This window comes from Streptomyces sp. NPDC060232, assembly GCF_042726555.1.
Taxonomy (GTDB): domain Bacteria; phylum Actinomycetota; class Actinomycetes; order Streptomycetales; family Streptomycetaceae; genus Streptomyces.
Window position 1 is genome coordinate 201,892 of the sequence record NZ_JBHXAG010000013.1, and the last position, 20,134, is coordinate 222,025.

Here is a 20,134-nt window from a genome sequence, read left to right on the forward strand (position 1 = left end):
GGCCGGTGAGGACAGAGCGGCGGAGCGGGCTTAGCGTGGCAGGAGGAGAGTCGGCCACCGCCGGCGAAGGGCAGACGTCACGGCAGGAGGGTCGGCCATGAATGCGGTGCAGCCTGAGGGCGCCCGGTCGCCGGACGGGGACGCGGAAGCCTACGAGGTCGTCTTCGCGGCCGCGGACGGGGTCGGCGAGGACGCCGTCCGGATGACCCGCACCAGCGCGGCGGGGCCGGGAGGGCACCCCGTCTACGAGGACGCCACCGGCATCGTCCGGGCGGAGATCAGCAGCGGCGGCGAGGTACGGGTGCTCGCGACGGGCGGAGGCCAGGAGCCGGCCCGCGTGCTGCGGGCCCGGGCGGTGACCTGACGCCTGCCCCGCAGGCGGGCGCCGGGGCCCCGGAGCCCGCCTGCGGGGCCGCGACCTGCGTGCCGACCGGCCCCGCACGGCCGCGTCGGTCGTCCCGGACGTCAGCGCGGGACGCGGACGCCGATCGTCTTGCCTCCCGCCGCGTGGTGGCGGATCCCCACGTCGGTCCCCAGCCGGTTGACCAGGTGCCACCCCCAGCCGCCCTCACCGCGCCGGTCGGGCCTTCTCGGTTCCGGCTCCGCGTCGCTGGTGTCCGTGACCTCGATGTCGATCCCGTCCGACGTGAGACGGACCTCCAGCAGGCAGCCCCCGCCCGTATGGCGGACGGCGTTGGTGACGAGCTCGCTGATCAGCAGGAGCGCCGTGTCCATCGCGAGGGGCGGGAGGGGCTCGCGGCCGCTCGCCGCGGCAGCGGCGATGTGCGCGCGCGTCGCACGCCGGGCCCGCGCCGCCGCGCTCCGGCCGTGCAGATCGAGGTGGAGTATCAGTTGGAGAGGCATGGGCCCGCTCTCCTGGAACCATAGAAGAAATCGCATTCCGGAACGCGTCCGGGGTTGCGCTTCCTGTCTGCGCCTGCCCACCCGTCCGTGCTTCACTCCTCCACCCGTCCGTCCACCCGTCCGTGCACCGCGTCCGGTCACTGCGGCGCGGGCGGAGGGCGGCGCGTCAGCGGGCGGGGTCCGCTTCGGCCGTCCGGGCGGACAGCGGCACCGCGCCGGAGGCCACCGCGACCCTGGCAGCCGGTCCGGTCGGGCGGACACCTTCGTGGTGACGGCTCGGCTCCCGTGGCCGTCCGACACTCCGGTCCCGGACATGCCGGGTGTCCGTCCCCGTCGGCCAGGGTCTGTATCGAGTTGCCCCGTGGAGCAAGGAGCGGCTTCGGTGCGTGCCCTCGGCGTGCGGGACGAATGTCCTCGTAGCGGAGCTACCAGGGCATGTGGCTCGTGCGCCGAGGGTGCGTGCCGGGCGTCGCGACGCCGCGGGGCAACTCGATACAGACCCTAGGAGCAGGCGGGGTCAGGAGGCGGGCGCGTCCGCGCCCGTACCGCGGGTCACGTCGGTCACCTTCACGTCCTCCGTCTCGGGAGCGCCGAACGCCTCGGCGACGACCCCGCCGTCGCCGGCGGTGACCTCCAGAGCCACGTGGCCGCCCATCGCACGCAGGTCGATCCTGACCCGGGGGGCGCCCGCGCGGTCCGGCATCCGGTGGATCCGCGAAGCGGGGTAGCCGAGTCCCGTCAGCTGCTGGTGCATCGCCTCGTAGCCGGCCGGCTTCGTGCCCTTGAAGGCCTCGCCGACCCGCTTCACGTGCTCACCGCCCACGCACTTCTCGGCACCGTTCAGCGGCACCTCCGGGGCGGTCGCGGGCGAGCCGGAGCCGGCGGCCGGCTTCGTCGCAGGCGCGGGGTCGTCCAGCGGCACGGGGATGTCCCCGTCTGCGTTCGGGACGCCCGGCGGGGTCCGGCCCGGCCCGTACCGCGGCGTGGGTACGGCCTCCGCGCCCGGCAGGTCCTCCGGCTTGGGGACGCCGCCACCACCCGTGGTGCCTTTCGCGGCGTCCGGGGCGCAGCCCTGCGCGGTACGGGTCATCAGGGCGAGGAAGCGCACCTCCTGATCGTCGCCCGGCGACGACGGATCCTGCGGCTCCTCCCCCACCGTGCTGCCCGCGGAGGCCCGTTCGGGGGTGACGTTCGGGGTGCCGCAACCGGATAGGACCAGGCAGCCGAGCGCGGCCGCCAGTACGGGCTTCAAGAGAGTCGTCGATCGCATGCGGGAATCATGCGCCACGACGAACACCTCGTGAATGAGTACGCGTACTCATCGTGTCCGGGCTCCAACAATCAACAAAACCCGGTGTTTTGATCGGCGCGGCCATGCTTTGCGGACAACAAAAGCCCTCCTTACGGTCCTGCTTGTCGATCACCGCCGGTCGACTTGATCGAGAGGGAAACACCCATGCGCAGAACTGCGCTCCCTGTCGTGGTCGCCGTGTCCCTGGCCCTGCTGCTCCCGCAGCAGATGGCCTCGGCCACCGAGCTGCCCACGCAGCCCCTCGCCCAGGGCGAGATCCAGAACATCGGCCCGGGCATGTACGTGTCCGAGAGCAACAGCTACCAGATCGCCGAGAACGACGTGCCCGCCGGCCTCATGGGCCGCTCGCACACGGTCGTCGGTCAGACCCAGGGTGTCTCGCAGGCCCAGGACGCCCCCACCACCCGCTCCGACCTCGGCGTCTTCGGACCCAGCTGGGAGGCGGAGTTCCTCGGCGGGCAGCTCAACCGGAAGCTGGCCACGGGCAACGGTGCGATCACCACGACGTACCTGGACACCAACGAGTCCACCCGCTACGACCTGACCGACTCGGTCGCCGGCCCGGGCGGCGGCAGCGTGAACACGTACAAGGCGTCGGACGGCTCGACCGTGGTCGAGAGCATCACGTGGGACGACCTCCTCGGCACGCTGAAGACGTCCGTCGTGGAGACCCTGAACGTCAACCTGACCACCGTCGAGTCCGGTGACCAGGCCCCGGTCGACCAGTCGGGCAACCCGATCTCCGCGGCCGACCTGAAGACCTCCTTCACGTGGAAGCAGGTCGGCGGCGGCGGCGACAACTGGCGCGTCACCGCGGTGGGCAGCAAGGCGTTCAAGCAGTCCACGGTCTCCTACGACTCCGTGGGCCGCGTCTCCACCGTCAAGGAGCCCGCCCGCGGGGAGACCCCGGAGCAGTCCCTCAAGGTCAACTACGCCACCGCCACCACCGCTTCGGGCAGCGCCCTCGGTGATGTGAACGGCCAGGTGAAGGACATCACCCTCACCGTCGACCAGACCGTGCAGACGCTGGCCCGCTACTCCTACGACACCTCCGGTCTGCTGCGGCAGGTCAGCAACCCGGCGGAGGGCAGCGAGCTCAACGCCTACACCTACGACGCCAGCGACCGCGTCGCCACCGCCACCTCCGACAACGGCGCCCGCTGGGAGCTGACGTTCTCCGGTGACGCCGTGGCCCCGCAGGCCCAGGAGACCACGGGCACCGTCCCGGTCGCGGGCAGCGCGCTGAGCGGCGCGCCCAGCATCTCCCAGGACGAAGGCATCACCCCGGCCGCCTCGGACTTCAGCGGCTCGGAGATCACCGACCCGCAGGCGTACCCGCGTCACTGCTCCACCGCCGTGTCGTGGATGTGGTACCAGTACAGCGGCTGCGCCACGAAGGTCGCCCACTACGGCTGGAAGAACCCGTACTGGAAGCAGACACCCACCAAGGCCTGGGTGATCGGCGTCAACGGCGACCACTGCACCAGCGCATCGGACAAGCCCGGAGGCTGGGACTTCCGTGCCGCCTGTGACTCGCACGACTACGGCTACGGCACCATCGGCAACAGCTACAAGGGCTACCGCTACTACCTGGACCGCAACAAGGGCATTTCCGTCGATGTCGCGTTCTACAACATCCTGTACAACAACACCTGCCCTGCCTACTTCTGGAAGGGCGCCTGCCGGTCGACCGCCTACACCTACTACACGGCCGTCTTCTACTTCGGACGCCCCAAGAACGGCGCCAACGCCACCTGAGCCGTCAGCCGTCCCGGCCCCGCCCGACGCAAGGGGGCCGGGCAACGAGAAAACCTCGCTGCCCGGCCCCCTTTTGCGCGCCGAAAACCCCTTCACGAGCTGGAGTAGTAAGTGAGAAGACCCGTCTGGGCCTTGGTGACCGCCACCGCGGCGGCCCTGGTGCTCACCGCGATACCGGTGCCCTCCAACCCGCTGATCGGCACCAGCCCGGCCTCCGCGGCGCCGACCGGCCCGGTCGACCCGCCGCTCCTCGACGAGACGGCGAGCGGCGGCACCGTGCGCGTCAACGTCGTCACCGACCAGCGCACGGACCTGGCCTCGGCGTCCGAGGCGGGCCAGACCCTCGTCTCGTACGACACCGTGCCGATGGTCACCCTGCGCGTGGACCGTGCGGGTCTCGACACACTGAACTCCAAGCCGGGCGTCCTCAGCGTCACCGAGGACGTCCCGGTCCCGCCGACGCTGAACGAATCCACCGTCAAGATCGGCAGCGACAAGGCCGCCGCCGCCGGGAAGACCGGCGCCGGGACCGCCGTCGCGGTCCTCGACACCGGCGTCGCCACCAGGCACCCGTTCCTGGCGGGCCGCGTCAAGACGGAGGCCTGCTTCTCCGTCAACGACGAGAGCTACGGCGCCACCAGCCTCTGCCCCGACGGCAGCGCCGAGCAGACGGGCCCCGGCAGCGCCGACGCCGAGGCCGGTGCCTGCGCCACCCTGGGCACCGCCTGCTCCCACGGAACGCACGTCGCCGGCATAGCCGCCGGCAACGGAGCCGGTATCAGCGGGGCGCCCACCCGCGGTGTCGCACCCGGCGCGGACATCGTCGCCGTCCAGGTCTTCTCGAAGTTCGACTCCGACGAGTACTGCGGCGCCGGAGCCAGCCCGTGCGTGCTCAGCTTCACCAGCTCCCAGATCAAGGGACTGGAGAAGGTCCACGCGCTGAAGAAGGCCGGCACCGGCATCGTCGCCGCCAACATGAGCCTGGGCGGCGGACGCTGGACGACGGCCTGCGCCGCCGACCCCCGCAAGGCGATCATCGACAGCCTGCTCACGGAGAACGTGGCCACCGTCGTCGCCGCGGGCAACAACGGCTACACCGACGCCGTCAGCGCCCCCGGCTGTGTGTCCTCCGCCGTCACCGTGGGCTCCACCACCGATGACGACCAGGTCTCCGCCTTCAGCAACCGCGGCCCGCTGCTGGACCTGTTCGCCCCCGGCACCTCGATCGTCTCCTCCGTGCCCGGCAACACCTACGCAGCCAAGAACGGCACCTCGATGGCCGCCCCGCACGTGGCCGGCGCCCTCGCCGTGCTGAAGCAGACCTATCCCACCGAGGGCATCGACAGCCTGGTGTCGCTCCTGGCCACCAGCGCCGCCTCGGTCACCTACTCCGGTACGACCACGCCCCGCATCGACCTCGGCAAGGCCGTCTCGGCGATCGAGCCGAAGCCCGAGGCGGACAAGAAGCCCCGCTCCTTCCAGGTCGACAACGACCTGGACGTGAACATCCCCGACGCCCCCGCCGGGGCGGGCACGCCCGGCACGCCGGTCGTCTCGCCGGTGACCGTCACCGAATACCCCGGCAGCGCGCCGAAGAACCTCACCGCGTCCGTCAACATCACCCATGCCTACCGGGGCGACATCAAGCTGGAACTCCTCTCGCCCACCGGCAAGACGTACCTGCTCAAGAGCTCGAACATCTCCGACGGTGCCGACAACATCATCACGCAGTTCGCCGTGGACGCCTCCGACTCGCCCGCGGGCGGCGAGTGGAAGCTGCGCATGACCGACACCGACGACGGCGACGCGGGCAAGCTGACCACCTGGTCGCTGATCTTCCCCACGCCGTTCGAGAAGACCACGAGCCAGGCCATCCCCGACACCGGCACCCTCTCCTCGGCCATCAACGTCTCGGAGATCCCCGGCAACGCCTCCGGCCCGCTCCAGGTCTACACCAACCTCACCCACACCAGGATCGGCGACCTGCGGCTCGTCCTGACGAGCCCCGACAACCAGTCCTTCACCCTCAAGCCGTACGGCTCCGAGGCCGGCGGCACCCTCCAGACCACCTACGGTGTGGACGCCACCGACGCGACCGCGAACGGCACGTGGACGCTCAAGGTCACCGACTCGGCCGGCGGCTCCACCGGCGACCTCAAGGGCTGGTCGCTCGGGTTCCCCTCGTACGAGAACCAGACCGTGAAGGCGATCCCGGACAAGAACTACACGGAGATCTGGACCAAGGCCGACGGCCTGTCCGGCGTCGGATCCGACAAGCTCCAGGTGTACGTGCACGTCGAGCACCAGGCCCTGAACAACCTCAAGATCGACCTGATCGCCCCGGACGGCTCCTTCCACCTCCTCAAGGCGGCCGGTACGAGCGGCACGTCCACCGGGTCGGGCGTCTTCAAGAAGACCTACACGGTCAACGGGACCGACCTGCCGGTCAACGGCTGGTGGAAGCTCCGCGTCGACGACGTCATCACCGGCAACACCGGCACGGTCAACAACTTCGTCGTCAGGTTCTGAGCCGGCTTCCGGCATCCCCGACGACCGACGGCGAACGGCGCGCCCTGCGCACCCGCGGGTGCGGGGCGCGCCGCCCCGCCCCGGACACGAAAGGCTCTCCCGCTCATGAAGAAGACCTCCCGCGCCCGTCTCGGCACCGTACTCGCCACGGTGACGGCGGCCACGGCCCTGGTGGCGGCCACCGCCACCAGCGCGCACGCGGCCGAGCACAAGGTCACCTCGAACTGCGACGTGACCTGGATCAACTGCGCCAACGAGCCCCTGCTGATGCTCTTCTACAACTCCAAGGAGCTGGCCGTGAAGAACGGCTCCTACACCTCCAGCTGGGCGCAGTTCTACGGCAACGTCAGCGACTACACGGGGACCAGCCAGTACCAGGGCTCCACGCTCACCACCTTCCGGTACGTCTTCAACGGCAGCGGCACCGGGTCCTGGCAGTACATGAAGAACAACGCCGCCTCGGTGCAGAACTGCTCGGGCACCGACGCCTACCGCGTGTACTTCAACTCCGGCTACGGCGGCACCTCCCAGTACTTCCAGAAGCGGGAGCCCTACGGGAGCTGCCCCTGGTCGAATCTGATCTCCGCGCTGAAGAACGAGAACGCCTCCCAGCACTTCGCCTGACCCGCCCGCCCCGCCCGTCCCTCCCCCCCTTCGAAAAGGAAGCCGAGACCGTGAAGTTCAACCAGCGCGCATCCGCCGCCGCGATCGTGGTGGTCGCGGCCACCAGCCTGCTGACCGCCTGCGCCGGCGGCGGCACACCGTCCGCCACGCCGGCGGCGCCCGTGGCCGGGGACCGGCCCCTGGTCGACAAGGCCAAGTGGCCCAAGGCCACCCCGGAGCGCGGCCTGGCGCGCGGGCTGACGCTCCCGCTGGAGGCCTACATGCAGACCTTCGAGGAGACCGTCCTGCTCGACGGGGCCGTGCGGCAGCTCCAGGAGCGGTGCATGGCCGACTACGGCCTCCCGGTCCAGCTGCCGGTGGAGGGCACGAACCCGCCGCCCAGCGACAACGACGCGAACATGGAGCGGCGTTACGGCCTCACCGACCGGGAGGCGGCGGCCGCCCACGGGTACGGGCTGCCCGACGAGGCCACCGAGCCGGTGCGGCAGAAGGTCCCGGAGCTGGAACCGGCGGCGTTCGAGGTCCTGACCGGCCGGAAGCTGCCCGCCGCCGCCGCGAAGGACACGCCGCTGCAGAGCCCCGAGCGCGCCCGCGACTCGTACAACGGCAAGAAGCTCCACGAGGGGGGTTGCACGAACTGGGCGGCCGGGCAGATCGAGAAGCCCACGCAGGACGACCTGACGTTCGTCGCCGAGCTCAACGGGAACTCCTTCACCGAGTCGATGAAGCTGCCGGCCGTCACCAAGGCCCTGGGCGAGTGGTCGCAGTGCATGGACGGCAAGGGACACAAGGGCCTCACGACCCCGTTCGACGCGGCCGACCGGGTGCCCCACGTGGAGGGCCGTCCCTCGCCGGAGGAGATCGCCATCGCCGTCGCCGAGGTCGACTGCAAGACGCAGACGGGCCTGGTCGACATCTGGTTCAAGGAGGAGTCCAGGCTCCAGACCGCGCTCATCGCCCAGCACCTCGGCACGCTGGACCCGATCCGGTCCCGCAACGGCGCCGCGGTGAAGGCGGCCGGCAGCAAGGCCGGCCGCTGACGGGGCGTGATCGGTTCAGGGGGAGCCCAGGCGGGCCAGGGCCGCGGAGGTCAGGGCGCGGACGGCGGCCGGCAGGGCGGTGCGGGCGTCCGGGGCGAAGTCCGGGGCGTGGTTGGCGGGAAGAGCCGCCATCTTCTCCGCCGCCGTCGTGCCCGGGGCGCGGGCCCAGGCGGCCGGGCCGACCGTACCCAGCATCCAGTAGCCGAGCCGGATGCCGCGCTCGCCGTGCACGTCGGTCCCCGCGTCGCCGTACAGGGCGAAGTCCTCCGTCGCCAGCGAGGGCGGCCACATCGCCACCCGCTCCGCCCCGAACTCGGCCGCGTGCGCCTGCCGTACGGCCGCCGTCAGCACCGGATCCGGGTGGGTGACGGGGGAGGCGGAGAGCCGGACGATCTCCGGATCCCGGGGGCAGGCCGCGGCGGCGCACTCGGCGCGCACGATCCGTTCGACGGCCGCGGCCGCCCGGGCCAGCGAGGCCTCACTCACCGCCCGCACGGTGATGCCCAGTTCGGCGCGGTCCGGGATGACGTTCGCCCGCTCCCCCGCCCGGAAGGAGCCGACGGTCACCGCCACCTGGTCCGCCGGGGCGGCCTCCCGCGCCACCACCGTCTGGAGTCCGGTCACCACGCGCGCGGCCGCCACCACCGGATCGACGGCGAGGTGCGGGGCGCCCGCGTGGCCGCCACGGCCGTGCACCACCACCCGGAAGGTGACGCTGCCCGCCGTCACCGGCCCGTACCCGTGCGCGACCATCCCCGCCGGCAGCGGCGCCGCGTGCTGGGCCAGGACGTCGTCGGGCCGCCCGCACCGCCGGTAGAGGCCGTCGGCCAGCATCGCCCCGGCCCCCTCCAGCGTCTCCTCGGCCGGCTGCCCGACCACCACGAGGGTGCCGCACCAGGCCTGCGGCGTCCGCGCCAGCAGCATGGCCGCGCCGACGGCCGCAGCCAGGTGCAGATCGTGCCCGCAGGCGTGCGCCGCCTCCCCGCCGGCAGCGTACGGCAGCCCGGTCGTCTCCCGCAGCGGCAGCGCGTCGAGTTCGGCCCGCAGCAGGACGGTGGGCCCCTCCCCGTTGTGGAGCACGCCGGCCACGCCGTGTCCGCCGATGTCCCGCGTGGTGGCGTACCCCGCCGACTCCAGCCGGCCGGCGAAGCGGTCCGCGGTACGCCGTTCCGCTCCCGACAGCTCCGGGTCGCGGTGCAGTTCCAGGTAGAAGGTCGTCAGGTCGCGCAGGTGCGCGCCGAGTCGGGCGAGCGGTGCGGGAGCGTGGCCGGTCATGGGCCCATGATCGGCCGACGGACCGGGGGCGGTCACGACAGGCCGCTGACACCTCGTGTCAGCGGAGTGTCAGAGGTACGGGGGGTCCGGTGACGGCGGCACCGGCTCTGATGGGGGCAGGCCCGGCGCAGCCCGGCGCCGCCCCCTCACCGGATCGTCAGAAGGAGTCATCATGGAGAAGTCGCCCCTCGCCTCGCTCGCGGACGAGATCCTGGAGCTGGAGTCCGAGACCTTCGAGATCTCCGACTACTCGGACGCCAGCGAGGTCGTCCTCGCCGGCTCCACGAGCTGCAGCTCCACCTCGACCTGTTCCTCGACCACCAGCACCACCTCCTGCTCCGCCTGACCCGTCGGGCCGCGGACGCCAGGATGCCCCGGTCCCCGCGCGTGCGGGGACCGGGGCATCCGCCCGCTCGGGCCGGCCCTACGGAAACGGGTGCGGGATCCGGCGGATGTCGGCGCCGGTGAGGTCTGCCGTCCGCAGTCCCGCCCTGCGTGGCGCGGTGCGCAGGCGCGGCAGGTACGGTGCGCGCTGCCGGGACCAGCCGAAGTCGATGGGCAGCAGCCCCGGCACCACCGCGCAGACCGTGTGCAGCCCGATCCGCCGCTGCTCGGGGGTGGTCTGGTCGACGGCGATGACATCGTGTCCGGCGCGCACCAACTCGTCGGCGACGCACAGCAGATCGTCGCGGAGGTCGCCGGTGCGGGGCCGTCCGTGGTCGGTCCAGGACCGGTAGACCTCGTCCATCGGCCGTACGGCCAGGGGCTCGCGGTAGGGCCGAACGTGTTCCGCCATCGCCGGCAGCCCGTACAGCTGGGCATGGTCCTTCAGGTGCAGCACCCTGGTGAAGTCGGCCGCCATCGCCTCCAGTTCGCCCCGCCGCTCCTCGACCTGCCGCGGCAGGTGCGGGATGTAGGTGAGCACCTCCGACAGGGCGGCCTCCACCGCGGCCGCCGGGTCGAGGGCGGCGCCGGCTCCGAAGGAGAACAGCCCCGGGCCGCCGTCGCGCCGCACCGCGAGCCCGGTCACCACCGGGACCGCAAGGTCGACGCGGTTGTCGAAGGCGTGCACGTCGTAGCCCTGGAGCGCCGCCCGGTCGGCCATCGTGCGCACGGCGGTCCCCGGTACGCTCGCCAGCTCGATCTCGGTGAGCCGCAGACCCCCGTACCAGGCGAGCAGGAACGCGTCCCGCTCGACGAGTTCGAGCAGCGCGCCGAGCAGCGCCTCCTCCGGGCAGCTGCCGATGGCGCAGCCGTTGGAGCACTCGAAGACGAAGTTGTCGGCGGCGACGCCGGCGCTGTAGTGCACCAGCCGGGCCGGGACCAGGATCGGACGGTCGTCGCGCAGCGAGTGCCCGTACACCCACGGGATCGGCCGCTCGGGGTCGAAAGGGGACACGAGCGGGTCGTCGCGGTAGGTCTCGGGCGCGTAGAAGCCGCACTCGGCCGGGTCCAGCGCCCGCTCGCCCAGGTCTGCGTACGAGGCGGTGAGCAGGGTGTTCCCGGTGCGGCGGTGCGTGCCGGCGTAGCGTTCCAGCCCTTCGAGGTGGGCGAGGTCGCGGCTGGCGGTGAAGCTGTTGGCCTGCCCGCTCCAGGTGACGTCCGTCAGTCCGGCGTAGCCGCGCATGAAGACGCTCCCGGCGACGGGTGCAGTGGTCGGCGAGGTGACGTTCTGCCAGGTGCCGCCGCCGAGCACCCCGGTCACCGGGTTGGCCAGAGCCGTGTACGGCATCGGGTAGGAGGACGCGGCGCGCAGCCGCTGAGCGCCGGGGTGGGGCTTGGGCCTGGACGCCGGCCTGAAGGGCCGCGGCGCGTCGGTGCCCCGCGGGCCGCAGTCCGGGCACAGCGGGTCGGCCGGCAGCGGGTACGTCCGGATCCGCAGCGTCTCCAGGTCCAGCCGGGACACCTGGGGCAGGGCCCGGTCGGCGGCCGGCCCGGCGGGTGCGGTGGCCCGGCCGCCGTGGACGGCCTCGTGCAGCGCGTACACCGCGTCGTGCGCGTACGGGGACAGCCGGGGCCATTCGGGCCCGGTGGGCGTGCCCGGCCGGCTGCCCGTCTCCAGCGCGTCGCGCTCGCTGCGGCTGCGCAGCCGCTGGCGGCGCATGGCCAGGCACTGGCCGCAGGCCGGTGCGCTGCCGTCGCCTCCCCACGGGCCGACGAGGACCTCCCGGGCGCTGAGGTGGACGCCGGCTGCGGGCCGGACGGCGGCGAACGGGTCGGCGGCGCGCGGCCCCAGGGCGTCGTGCACGCCCAGGGTCACCACGACGGCGCCGAGCGGCTCCAGCGCCCGGGCGAGGTCGCGCCGGGCGGCTTCGAGGGGCGTCCCGTCGGGGGCGAGCGGACGTGGCGCGGTCGTCGTCATGTCCGGTTGCTCCAGCGGAAGGTCTTGAGGCCGATCGCGCCGAAGAGGAGGGCGAAGCCGAGCAGTGCCGCGCAGCCGGTGCCGATGGCGGCGAGGGAGCCGGTGCCGGTGAGCGCACCGGTCGCGGCGTCGTTGAGGTAGCGCAGCGGCAGGACTCGGGAGACCGACTGCAGCCACGACGGCATCATGTCGAGCGGCAGGAACGAGCCGGACAGGAACGCCATCGGCACCATGAGGCAGTTGGCGATGGCGGCGACGGCCTCCGGGGTGTCGGCGTAGGTGCCGACGATCACGCCGATGGCGAGGAAGGCCGTGATGCCGAGGACCAGGGCGGGCAGCACCAGCGGCCAGCGGCCGTCCAGGACCAGGCCGAAGCCGGGGAGCATGGCCACCGCGATGAACACCGCCGCCTGCACCACGCCCACGGCGAGGGCGAGGACGTACCGGGAGGCGAGCACGGTCGTCAGCGGGGTGGGCGTGAGCCGGATCAGCCTCAGCAGGTCGTCACGGCGCCACTGCATCAGGGTGAAGGCGATGCCGAAGACGGCCGCGTTGGCTACGCCCCAGGACATCACCCCCGGCGCGATGTAGGAGATGTAGGGGCGGCCGGTCTCCTCGACGTCCTGCCCGCTGAAGATCAGGCCGAAGACGACCAGGAAGAGCAGCGGGAAGGCGAAGGTGAAGAAGAGGGTGGCCTTGTCCCGGACCTGCGCCCGGTAGCCGGCGGCGGTCAGGGCCGTGTACGCGCTCATGCCTGGTGCTCCGTCCGGGTGTGGGGGCCGGCCTGCGGGCCGATGTGTGCGGCGCCGGTGAGTGCGGCACCGGTGACTGCGGCGCCGGTGAGTTCGAGGTAGACGTCCTCCAGCGTGGCCGTGCGGGTCATGACCCCGTCCAGCCCGGTGAGGGCGTCCACGGCCTGGAGCACCTTGCCGGGCGTCGCGGTCTCCAGGACGAGGGAGCCGCCCTGGAGGACGGCGCGGTCCACGCCGGGCAGCGCCGCGGCCTCCTCGACGCCGAGCCGTCCGGCGGGCAGCAGCAGGCGGGAGGGCGCGCCGGCCGCGGTGACCAGCCGGTGCGGCGAGTCGAGGGCGGCGATGCGGCCGCCGACGAGGATCGCGACGCGGTCGCACAAGGCCTCGGCCTCGTCGAGGTGGTGGGTGGTGTAGACGATCGTGCGGCCCTGGCTCTTGAGGGCGCGCAGCACCTCCCACAGATCGCGCCGGGCCTGCGGGTCCAGGGCGGCCGTCGGCTCGTCCAGGAAGATCAGTTCCGGTTCGTGGACGAGCGCGGAGGCGATGGCCAGGCGCTGGCGCTGGCCGCCGGAGAGGTTCTCCACCGGGACGTCGCGCTGCTCGGTGAGCCCGACGCTCTCCAGCGTGCGGTCCGCGGCCGCCGGGTCGCGGCGGTACAGGCCGGCGACGGTGGCGAGGTGTTCGCGCGCGCTCAGTCGTACGAAGAAGGCCGAGGCCTGGGTCTGTACGCCCATCCGGGGCAGCAGTGCGGTGTTGCGGGGCCAGGGGCTCTGGCCGAGGACGGTGACCGTGCCGCCGTCGGCCTGCCGCAGCCCCTCCATGATCTCGATGAGGGTGGTCTTGCCCGCTCCGTTGGGGCCGAGGAGCCCGAAGAACTCGCCGCGGCGCACGTCGAGGGAGACCCCGTCGACCGCCCGGCGGTCGCCGTAGCGTTTGTGGACGTCCTGCACGGCGATGGCCGGGGAGTCGGGCGGCTGGGTGCTGTCTGTGGTCATGGGTCGTGCGTCCCTCTGTGTCTGTCGTGCGGGGTGTTCGGGCTGTGGTGGTTCAGGCGGTGGCGGCGTACCAGACGGCTCCTGTGAGGCCGGCGGCGAGCAGCAGGACGAGGACGGCGGAGCCGGCGGCGTATGCGAGGTAGAGCCGTCGGGCGCGCGGCGGGTACGCGGCGGCGGCCGTCCGGTCGCGCATCCGCAGGCGCAGATACCCGGAACTGGCGGGCGCCAGGCGTGTGACGCGCAGGCCGTGGCCGAGCATCGTGTAGCCGTCCAGCGGGGGCAGCGGGATCAGGTTGACGAGCGCCTGGGCGCTGCCGATGAGCAGCAGCGCGGCGAGCGTCCGCCGGGTGGGGTCGTCGCCCGGGGGCAGTGCCGCCCACCAGGCGGCGAACGGCAGCAGGAACAGCAGGTTGGCGAAGGCTCCCGCGGAGGCGACCGCCAGCTGGTGCCGACGCCGCCTCAGGAAGCGGTAGTTGTCGACCGTGCAGTACATGATGGCGACGGGCAGCCGCCAGCGCAGGCCGATCTCGCCGACGGTCCCGCCGACGTGGCGGGCGGCGACACCGTGCGCGAACTCGTGCAGGGCGGTACTCAGCCACATCAGGGTCGCCACGGCCAGCAGCGGCACCGGATGGCGCAGCAACCACCCGAAAGCGGTGAGGAGTTCACCGAGGGACGCGGCGAGGGCCGCTTCCATGGCGAGGCAGCCGAGCAGGAGTACGCCGAGCACCGCCGGGTGCAGGAGCGGGCGCAGTGCGCGGTGCAGGCGGGCCGTCGTGGCGTCGGCGTCCGCGACCAGGCGCAGCGTGCCGCGCAGCAGGCCGCCCCGGAGCGGCCCGCCGGACGGGGCGGGTGCGGCGGGCGGCGGGCCGCCGGCGAGCAGCCGCCGGCTGCCGAGGAGGGCGAGGAGCTGCTGCCAGTTGCCCTCGCCCAGCCGCCGTCCGAAGGCGCGGCCGTATTCGGTGCCGATCTCCGCCAGGCTGCGGGTGCCGTCCAGCCGTGAGACGAGGAAGTGCTCTTTGGGGCCGATCTCGAACGAGGCTCCGGACACCGGGTCCTTGACCAGGTGGACGGTGGCCGGCCCGTCGAGGAGGGGCGGGGAGAGCAGGACTTCCGGGCGCAGGGCGGGCCGGTGGTCCAGCAGCCCGGTCACGTGGCGGCCGCCGTACCGCCGGCCGGGACCTCGACGCCGCTTGCGCCGCCTCCGGCGCCCTCGCTCTCGCCCTCGCCCTCGCCCTCGCCCTCGCGCAGCACCCGGCCCAGCAGGTGCGCCAGGTACGCCTCGTCCCGGATGGTCACGTGCAGCCGGTTGTTGGTCATGTGCATGTACGGGGAGAGCAGCAGCGGCAGGGCCTCGGCGGGGTCCGTCACCCGCTCGTCCCGGGTGCCGTCCCAGGAGCGGAAGACCAGCTCGCCGGCGGCGGCGAGCGCTTCGGCGCGCTCGCGCAGCTCGTGGCAGTGGTCGGCCCACCCGGCGAGGAACGCGGGGAGCCGGGCGCTCTCCCCGGAGGCGAGCGCGCCGCGCACGGCCGCGAAGCGGCGCCCGAGCCCGGGTGCGGTCTGCCCGTAGGTCCGGTCGTACTCCTCGGAACCGATGAACCCGGTGCCGGGAAAGGCCTGGTGCCAGAACTCGTAGTACCGGTCGAGATACCCGGCGAGTTCCTCCCGGTCCGGCAGGAAGACGCCCGCCATGACCATCATCAGCTGGGCGGAGGTGCCCAGCAGGACGGTGCGCAGGTGCAGGTTCATGCGGTGCAGCGCGTCGATGACCAGATCGCTGGAGCGGGCGAAATGCCATTCGGCGAGTTCGACGCCGGCGGGGCCGCCGTACTTTCCGTATTCGGGCTCGTACGGCTCGCGGGAGTACGAATTGTTCGGCCGCAGGTTCATCCGGCCGTCGGGGCCCATGAAGGCGGCACGGTCGCCTTCGGGGAACTCGATGTCGAACAGCGTGTTGTAGAACTCGTTGAGGAATCCGGAATCGACCTCGTAGAGGGCCGGGCGGGCCTTGAGGAAGGCGGCGACGGCCTCCTCGGCGCGGCGCCGCACCTCGGTCTGCGCTTCCGGCGTGGCGGGGCGCAGCCGCAGCCGCACGTGCGGGCCCTCCAGCCAGTAGTTGACGAAGAAGTGCCCGGCGAGCAGCCCGTCGGCGGTGAGCCCGGCGATCAGCGGCCGGACGCACTGCACCAGCAGGGGCTGCGGGTTGGCGGCGTAGAAGACGTGCACGGCCTGCCAGGCGCCGCGGGTGTCGGCGCGTGCGCCGGTGGTGGACGGGGTCATCTCGGACATCGCGTGCCGCCTTCCTGCTCTTCCTGGTCTGCTGCGTCTGCTGCGTATCGGGGCGTCGTGGTGAAGGTCTCGACGGCGAGTTCGGCGACGTGCGCGCCGCGCGCCGAGTGCACGTGCAGGCCTTCGGGGTCGGGGAGCATCTCGCGGAAGACGACCCGGTGGGCCGGATCGCGCAGCAGCGTCTCGAAGGCGGCCAGCGAGAGGAGGCTCGCGAAGTCCACATACTGCGGCTTGGCCCCGGCGGCCGAGGGACCGGCCGACACCGTCGCGAACACCTGCTCCGGCAGGCCGTGGGCGCGGCGCCAGCGCTGCCAGTCGAGGAAGTGCCCGGCCTCCCGCGCCCCCCGTACGGGCAGGTCGCCGGCGGTGGTGGTCCAGCTGCGGCGGCTCAGCACGACGTCGCCGTGGACCACCCTGGGCCGGGTGGTCACGTGGTCGCGCGCGGCGCCTTCCGGTACGCCCGCCCACACGTCGAGCGGTGACATCGACGACGGGGACAGCAGCAGGAGCGTGCGCGGGATCGCGGGCAGCGCGAGCGGCACCAGGTGGCCGAGGTAGACGGGGATCACCTCGCGGCCCAGCCGGCGCGAGCGCAGCACCACCCGTCCGGTCGCCGGCACGTGCTCGGCGTACAGGTCGTCCAGGTGCAGCCGGCGCTCCGGCGGGAGGGTGCCGCTCTCGCCGGGGCAGACGATCTCGTGTCCGGTCAGCCGGCCGTGCAGGTTGAGGTTGGTGGTGACGGGGCCGCCGGTGACCTCGGCGAGGACCGCTCCGGGCGGGGTGATCCGCTCCGCCGCGGCCCGCAGGGCGTCGGAGAGGTCCGCGCCCTCCCCGTCGTACACGTGGGTGAAGCGGCTGTAGGGGAAGGACAGTCCGCCGTACGAGCGGTTCAGCACGGTCAACGGGGTGCCGTCGGCGGGATCGCGGCCGAGCTGGAGGTGGTGGCAGCGCGGCGCGAACCCCGGTGTGATCGAATCGAGTTCGTCCGCGACCGCGGCGAGGTCCGATGCGCCGAGGCGCAGGACGGCCGTCCCGTCTCGGCCGTGCTCGGCCTCGTACGCCGCCCACGCGTGCCGCATCCGGGCGATGAACGTGCGGCGTGCCGCGTCCAGGGCGCGGATGCCCGGCAGGCCCAGCCAGTTCTCCTCCGCGACGTACTCGCCGCGCTCGTCGAAGGGCTTGCGCCGTGCGGTGAACGACAGGTACTGGTCGAAGAAGTCCTCGTGGAAGTCGTGCACCAGCCCGAGGAGGTCCTCGCAGCGGCCCCCGGCCCCGTACCGCGCGGTGAAGAACCCCTCGAAGGTGATCCGCTGGGCCAGGGTGAGGTCGAAGGCGGGCAGGATCCGCTCGACCGACCGCAGCGCGGTCCAGTCGCGTGGCGGGCAGGGCAGGTCGCTGCCGGCGCTGACGTCCTCGTAGAGCAGGGTCTGCGGCAGCGCCGCGTCCGGGGCGCCCAGCTCCTCCTGGGCGCGGTGCAGTCCACTGCGCAGCACCCGCAGCAGGTCGGCCCGCCCCGCGTACCCGGCGGCCGGGTAGCCGGCCAGGGCGGCGGCGGGCGCTTCGAGCAGGGCGGCGAGCCGGTCGGCCCAGGGCCGCTCCAGCGAGGTCAGCGCCTGCTGGAAGGAGCGCAGCGGGTCATGGCTGTGCACCTCGGTGTCCAGGAGGGGCACGCGCACCATGCCGAGCTGGAGGAGGGCGCAGACGTACGCCTCGCACTCCGCGGGGCCGGCTCCGTGCTCGGCCGCGAGCCAGTCGGTCAGTTCCCGGTGGCGCGGCTCTGGGCGCTCGGCGAACAGGTCGAGGAGCCGGTCGAGGGTGCCGCTGCGGCGCAGGTAGAACAGCCGGTCCTCGACGGCGTCGAAGGTGACCGCGGCCGCGTCGTCGCCCGCCGTCACGGAGCGCCGGACGTAGCGGATCCGGTCGTCCTCGTGGCCCCAGCCGGAGGCGAGGCGCAGCGGCAGGTCCCGGCGGCGCACGGGGTCGGCCAGGATCAGCTCGGCGAGCCGGGCCAGGACCACGACGTTGAGCCGTACGTGGCTGCTCCACGCGTCGGCCACCCGCATCGCGGCGGGGGCTTCGGTGCCGGGGGTGTCCGTGAAGTGTCCGGTGGCCACGGCGGTGAGGGTGCTGAACGGGCTCGTCTTGCAGGCCGTGCGGTACACGTACGACAGCAGGGACCGCTCCGCCTTGCGGGTCCGCCCGTTCTCCGCCCCTTCGGCGCGGGTGTAGGCGTCGAGCTGCCGTTCGAGCACCGGTGAGGCGAGCAGCAGGCCGCTGCGCAGGCGCTCGTCGGCGACCAGCTCGCGCAGCGCGGTCCGGTTGCGCGCCAGGTCGGCGGTGAGCAGCGAGGGACCCTCCGCCCGCAGCTTGTCCAGCAGGCGGCGCCGGTGCAGCCAGCCGGCGAGCTGCTCGGCGGCGCATTCGTCCACGGCGGCCACGGCCTCCACGGCGGTCTCGGTCGAGGCGTCGGGCCGGGCCGGCAGCCGGTCGTTGTGGATCTGGCGGCGCAGCCGCAGCAGGGCGCGGCGCTGGGCCGCGCCGGGTCCGTCCGGTGCCGGGTCGGTGGCGCCGACGGCAGCGTGGAGCACGTCTTCCAGCCTCTGGGCGCCCTGGCGCAGGCCGGTCTCGGCGTTGAGGACGTCCTCGGCCCAGCCGCGGGTGCCGTCGGCGCGCAGGGCGCGGACCTCGGTCAGGGCGAGTCCTGCGACGCGCAGCATGAAGCGGTCGCCCGCGTGCCACTCGGTGGTGTTCATCGTGCCGCTCCCCTCAGGCGATCTCGTGGCGGAAGTCGGCCGGACTCGGGCGTTCACGGCCGAGCAGCATGATCAACAGGGGCGCCTCGTCGGTGCCGGTCAGCCCCAGCTCCTCGATGTACGAGATGTTGTCGAAGCCGAGCGCCACCCCTGCGCCCAGGCCGAAGGCCGCGGCGGTGGTGTAGAAGGTCTGCGCGACGGCGCCGACGGCACCTCCCACGAGCCGGTAGCCGCGGTCGCCGACGCCGTCCAGTACGGCGGTGGTGCGCACCGTCGGGACGAGTACCGCGCCGGCCTGCTCCAGGTTGTAGTTGGAGAGGAAGTAGTTGCGCTGGAGGAAGGGGCCGGGCGGTCCCGGCTTGAGCAGGCGCAGGGTGTGCGCGGCCGGGTCGTAGGCGTACGCGCCCGGGGCGATGCCCTCGACGTGGTTGACGAAGGCGTACAGGGAGGTGAGGGACGGCCCGGCGGGGCGCTCGGCCTCGGTCCCGAACCGGGTGGCCGCGCAGTCGGCCAGCGCGGCGGCGAGCTGCCCGGCCGCGACCGGGCGGGAGGCGTCGAAGCGGCCGAAGCTGCTGCGGCGCTCGCGCAGGGCGCGGCCGGTGCCGACGGGCGGTGCGGGGGGAGCCGGGAGCGGCAGCGGATCGGCGCCGCGCGGCGGGTGGGCGGCCGCCGCGTCCAGGGCACCCGGCGCCGGGCGGTCGGCGGCCCGTCCGGCGGTGGCCTCGTGGATGCGCCGCAGCGCCTCGAACTCGATGACGCGGCGGGAGCGTTCGACATCCTGGTGGCGCGCGGAGGCGCCCGTCGCGCCGCCTTCGGCGGGTGTCGGCGCGCCCTCCCAGGTCAGCGGGACGACGGCGAAGACGCCCTCCTCCTCGGGGGCCACGCCCAGCAGCCGGGCCAGGCGCTCCTCGTCGAACCAGAGCAGCGGGTCGATCCGCAGCCCGTACCGCGCCGCCCACAGCCGCCAGGTCTGCACGAGCGCGCCCACGTCCATGCTGACGGCGTGGAAGGAGAAGCTGTTGTACTTGAAGGCGTTCTGCCAGTACTTGACGGTGAGGACGAGGTACTGCGCCGCCTGCCCGGCGGCGCCCGTCCCCGCGCCGAGCGCCTCCCGGACATCGCCCGTGACATCGCCCGTCAGGAGTCGGCGCAGCCCGTGCTGGTGCGGTGCGTAGTGGTAGAGGCCGGGGGTCAGGGGTCCGCCCGGTCCGGCCGCCCAGTGGACGGCCACCGGGTAGAGACCGCCGCCCGAAGCCGTGCCGCGCGACCAGTTCGCGTGGCGGTAGTGCGGCAGCGCCGCCAGGTCGGTGTTGGCCTGGACCGCGAGGCGCCGGCCGGTCAGCCCGCAGGAGTCCCGCAGCATCCCCGACAGCAGCGGCAGGGTGAAGCCGGGCGCGGGCGGCCCCGGCGCCGTGTGCGGGGGCCCGGCCGGTGAGGGGGGCAGGGGGAACGTCTCGGCGTCCGGGTGGAACTTGGCCTTGCGGGGCCGGTCGGCCCAGTCGGGGACGAAGTCGACGGGCTCCATCGGCACCCTGCCGCGGTGCATGATCTCGTGGGCGTAGACATGGGCGTGGCCCATGG

Annotated in this window: 16 protein-coding genes; 6 read left to right on the top strand and 10 right to left on the bottom strand. The window is 73.2% G+C overall.

Annotated elements, in window-relative coordinates; all coding sequences use genetic code 11:
• Window positions 1-97 precede the first annotated feature (97 nt).
• Window positions 98-364: a DUF6296 family protein gene (locus ACFWFZ_RS20720; RefSeq protein WP_387124249.1), complete on the top strand. Its 267-nt coding sequence runs from the start codon at window positions 98-100 to the stop codon at window positions 362-364.
• 101 nt (window positions 365-465) lie between these two features.
• On the opposite strand, the gene ACFWFZ_RS20725 is transcribed toward ACFWFZ_RS20720, so the two are convergent.
• Both ACFWFZ_RS20725 and ACFWFZ_RS20730 read right to left on the bottom strand, forming a co-directional pair.
• Window positions 466-864 (bottom strand): ATP-binding protein, encoded by a 399-nt coding sequence (locus ACFWFZ_RS20725; protein ID WP_387124250.1) that lies wholly within the window; start codon window positions 862-864, stop codon window positions 466-468.
• A gap of 517 nt (window positions 865-1,381) precedes the next feature.
• Window positions 1,382-2,134 carry a hypothetical protein gene (locus ACFWFZ_RS20730; RefSeq protein WP_387124251.1) on the bottom strand — a complete coding sequence of 251 codons (753 nt, stop codon included), beginning with the start codon at window positions 2,132-2,134 and terminating at the stop codon, window positions 1,382-1,384.
• 186 nt (window positions 2,135-2,320) lie between these two features.
• Between ACFWFZ_RS20730 and ACFWFZ_RS20735 the strand changes: the two genes are divergently transcribed.
• The 4 genes from ACFWFZ_RS20735 (at window position 2,321) to ACFWFZ_RS20750 (ending at window position 8,127) form a co-directional block, all read left to right on the top strand.
• Complete coding sequence (locus tag ACFWFZ_RS20735) at window positions 2,321-3,934, top strand: phospholipase A2 (RefSeq protein WP_387124252.1); 1,614 nt, start codon at window positions 2,321-2,323, stop codon at window positions 3,932-3,934.
• Between the two features lie 111 nt (window positions 3,935-4,045).
• Window positions 4,046-6,463 (top strand): proprotein convertase P-domain-containing protein, encoded by a 2,418-nt coding sequence (locus ACFWFZ_RS20740; RefSeq protein ID WP_387124253.1) that lies wholly within the window; start codon window positions 4,046-4,048, stop codon window positions 6,461-6,463.
• Window positions 6,464-6,568: 105 nt separating this feature from the next.
• Entirely contained in the window at window positions 6,569-7,087 is a 519-nt protein-coding gene (locus ACFWFZ_RS20745) for a hypothetical protein (protein WP_387124254.1), read from the top strand.
• Window positions 7,088-7,137: 50 nt separating this feature from the next.
• On the top strand, window positions 7,138-8,127 hold the full coding sequence (locus ACFWFZ_RS20750; RefSeq protein WP_387124255.1) for a hypothetical protein: 990 nt from the start codon (window positions 7,138-7,140) through the stop codon (window positions 8,125-8,127).
• A gap of 15 nt (window positions 8,128-8,142) precedes the next feature.
• Here the strand turns inward: ACFWFZ_RS20750 and ACFWFZ_RS20755 are convergent, their stop codons facing one another.
• Window positions 8,143-9,402, bottom strand: a complete 1,260-nt coding sequence (locus ACFWFZ_RS20755; protein ID WP_387124256.1) for an amidohydrolase — start codon at window positions 9,400-9,402, stop codon at window positions 8,143-8,145.
• 172 nt (window positions 9,403-9,574) lie between these two features.
• On the opposite strand from ACFWFZ_RS20755, the gene ACFWFZ_RS20760 reads away from it, so the two are divergent.
• Complete coding sequence (locus ACFWFZ_RS20760) at window positions 9,575-9,748, top strand: thiazolylpeptide-type bacteriocin (protein ID WP_007268044.1); 174 nt, start codon at window positions 9,575-9,577, stop codon at window positions 9,746-9,748.
• A gap of 78 nt (window positions 9,749-9,826) precedes the next feature.
• On the opposite strand, the gene ACFWFZ_RS20765 is transcribed toward ACFWFZ_RS20760, so the two are convergent.
• From ACFWFZ_RS20765 to ACFWFZ_RS20795, 7 genes are read right to left on the bottom strand one after another with little or no spacing between them, the layout of a single operon-like run.
• Entirely contained in the window at window positions 9,827-11,764 is a 1,938-nt protein-coding gene (locus ACFWFZ_RS20765) for a TOMM precursor leader peptide-binding protein (RefSeq protein WP_387124257.1), read from the bottom strand.
• Window positions 11,761-12,516, bottom strand: a complete 756-nt coding sequence (locus ACFWFZ_RS20770; protein ID WP_387124258.1) for an ABC transporter permease — start codon at window positions 12,514-12,516, stop codon at window positions 11,761-11,763. The genes ACFWFZ_RS20765 and ACFWFZ_RS20770 overlap by 4 nt, the downstream gene beginning before the upstream one ends.
• Entirely contained in the window at window positions 12,513-13,511 is a 999-nt protein-coding gene (locus ACFWFZ_RS20775; protein ID WP_387124259.1) for an ABC transporter ATP-binding protein, read from the bottom strand. The genes ACFWFZ_RS20770 and ACFWFZ_RS20775 overlap by 4 nt, the downstream gene beginning before the upstream one ends.
• A 52-nt stretch (window positions 13,512-13,563) precedes the next feature.
• Window positions 13,564-14,664: a metalloprotease gene (locus ACFWFZ_RS20780; RefSeq protein WP_387124260.1), complete on the bottom strand. Its 1,101-nt coding sequence runs from the start codon at window positions 14,662-14,664 to the stop codon at window positions 13,564-13,566.
• Complete coding sequence (locus ACFWFZ_RS20785; RefSeq protein ID WP_387124283.1) at window positions 14,661-15,791, bottom strand: lantibiotic dehydratase C-terminal domain-containing protein; 1,131 nt, start codon at window positions 15,789-15,791, stop codon at window positions 14,661-14,663. Before ACFWFZ_RS20785 ends, ACFWFZ_RS20780 begins: the two co-directional genes overlap by 4 nt.
• Complete coding sequence (locus ACFWFZ_RS20790; protein ID WP_387124261.1) at window positions 15,788-18,553, bottom strand: lantibiotic dehydratase; 2,766 nt, start codon at window positions 18,551-18,553, stop codon at window positions 15,788-15,790. Before ACFWFZ_RS20790 ends, ACFWFZ_RS20785 begins: the two co-directional genes overlap by 4 nt.
• A gap of 13 nt (window positions 18,554-18,566) precedes the next feature.
• Entirely contained in the window at window positions 18,567-20,132 is a 1,566-nt protein-coding gene (locus tag ACFWFZ_RS20795) for a SagB family peptide dehydrogenase (RefSeq protein ID WP_387124262.1), read from the bottom strand.
• Between the last annotated feature and the right edge of the window lie 2 nt (window positions 20,133-20,134).

Excerpts from the sequence above, each read along its gene's own strand:
- ACFWFZ_RS20790 (WP_387124261.1), bottom strand. The coding sequence starts at position 18,553 with ATGAACACCACCGAGTGGCACGCGGGCGACCGCTTCATGCTGCGCGTC.
- ACFWFZ_RS20720 (WP_387124249.1), top strand. The coding sequence starts at position 98 with ATGAATGCGGTGCAGCCTGAGGGCGCCCGGTCGCCGGACGGGGACGCG.
- ACFWFZ_RS20775 (WP_387124259.1), bottom strand. The coding sequence starts at position 13,511 with ATGACCACAGACAGCACCCAGCCGCCCGACTCCCCGGCCATCGCCGTG.
- ACFWFZ_RS20730 (WP_387124251.1), bottom strand. The coding sequence starts at position 2,134 with ATGCGATCGACGACTCTCTTGAAGCCCGTACTGGCGGCCGCGCTCGGC.
- ACFWFZ_RS20735 (WP_387124252.1), top strand. The coding sequence starts at position 2,321 with ATGCGCAGAACTGCGCTCCCTGTCGTGGTCGCCGTGTCCCTGGCCCTG.
- ACFWFZ_RS20785 (WP_387124283.1), bottom strand. The coding sequence starts at position 15,791 with ATGACCCCGTCCACCACCGGCGCACGCGCCGACACCCGCGGCGCCTGG.
- ACFWFZ_RS20765 (WP_387124257.1), bottom strand. The coding sequence starts at position 11,764 with ATGACGACGACCGCGCCACGTCCGCTCGCCCCCGACGGGACGCCCCTC.
- ACFWFZ_RS20795 (WP_387124262.1), bottom strand. The coding sequence starts at position 20,132 with ATGGGCCACGCCCATGTCTACGCCCACGAGATCATGCACCGCGGCAGG.
- ACFWFZ_RS20745 (WP_387124254.1), top strand. The coding sequence starts at position 6,569 with ATGAAGAAGACCTCCCGCGCCCGTCTCGGCACCGTACTCGCCACGGTG.
- ACFWFZ_RS20755 (WP_387124256.1), bottom strand. The coding sequence starts at position 9,402 with ATGACCGGCCACGCTCCCGCACCGCTCGCCCGACTCGGCGCGCACCTG.
- ACFWFZ_RS20725 (WP_387124250.1), bottom strand. The coding sequence starts at position 864 with ATGCCTCTCCAACTGATACTCCACCTCGATCTGCACGGCCGGAGCGCG.
- ACFWFZ_RS20760 (WP_007268044.1), top strand. The coding sequence starts at position 9,575 with ATGGAGAAGTCGCCCCTCGCCTCGCTCGCGGACGAGATCCTGGAGCTG.
- ACFWFZ_RS20770 (WP_387124258.1), bottom strand. The coding sequence starts at position 12,516 with ATGAGCGCGTACACGGCCCTGACCGCCGCCGGCTACCGGGCGCAGGTC.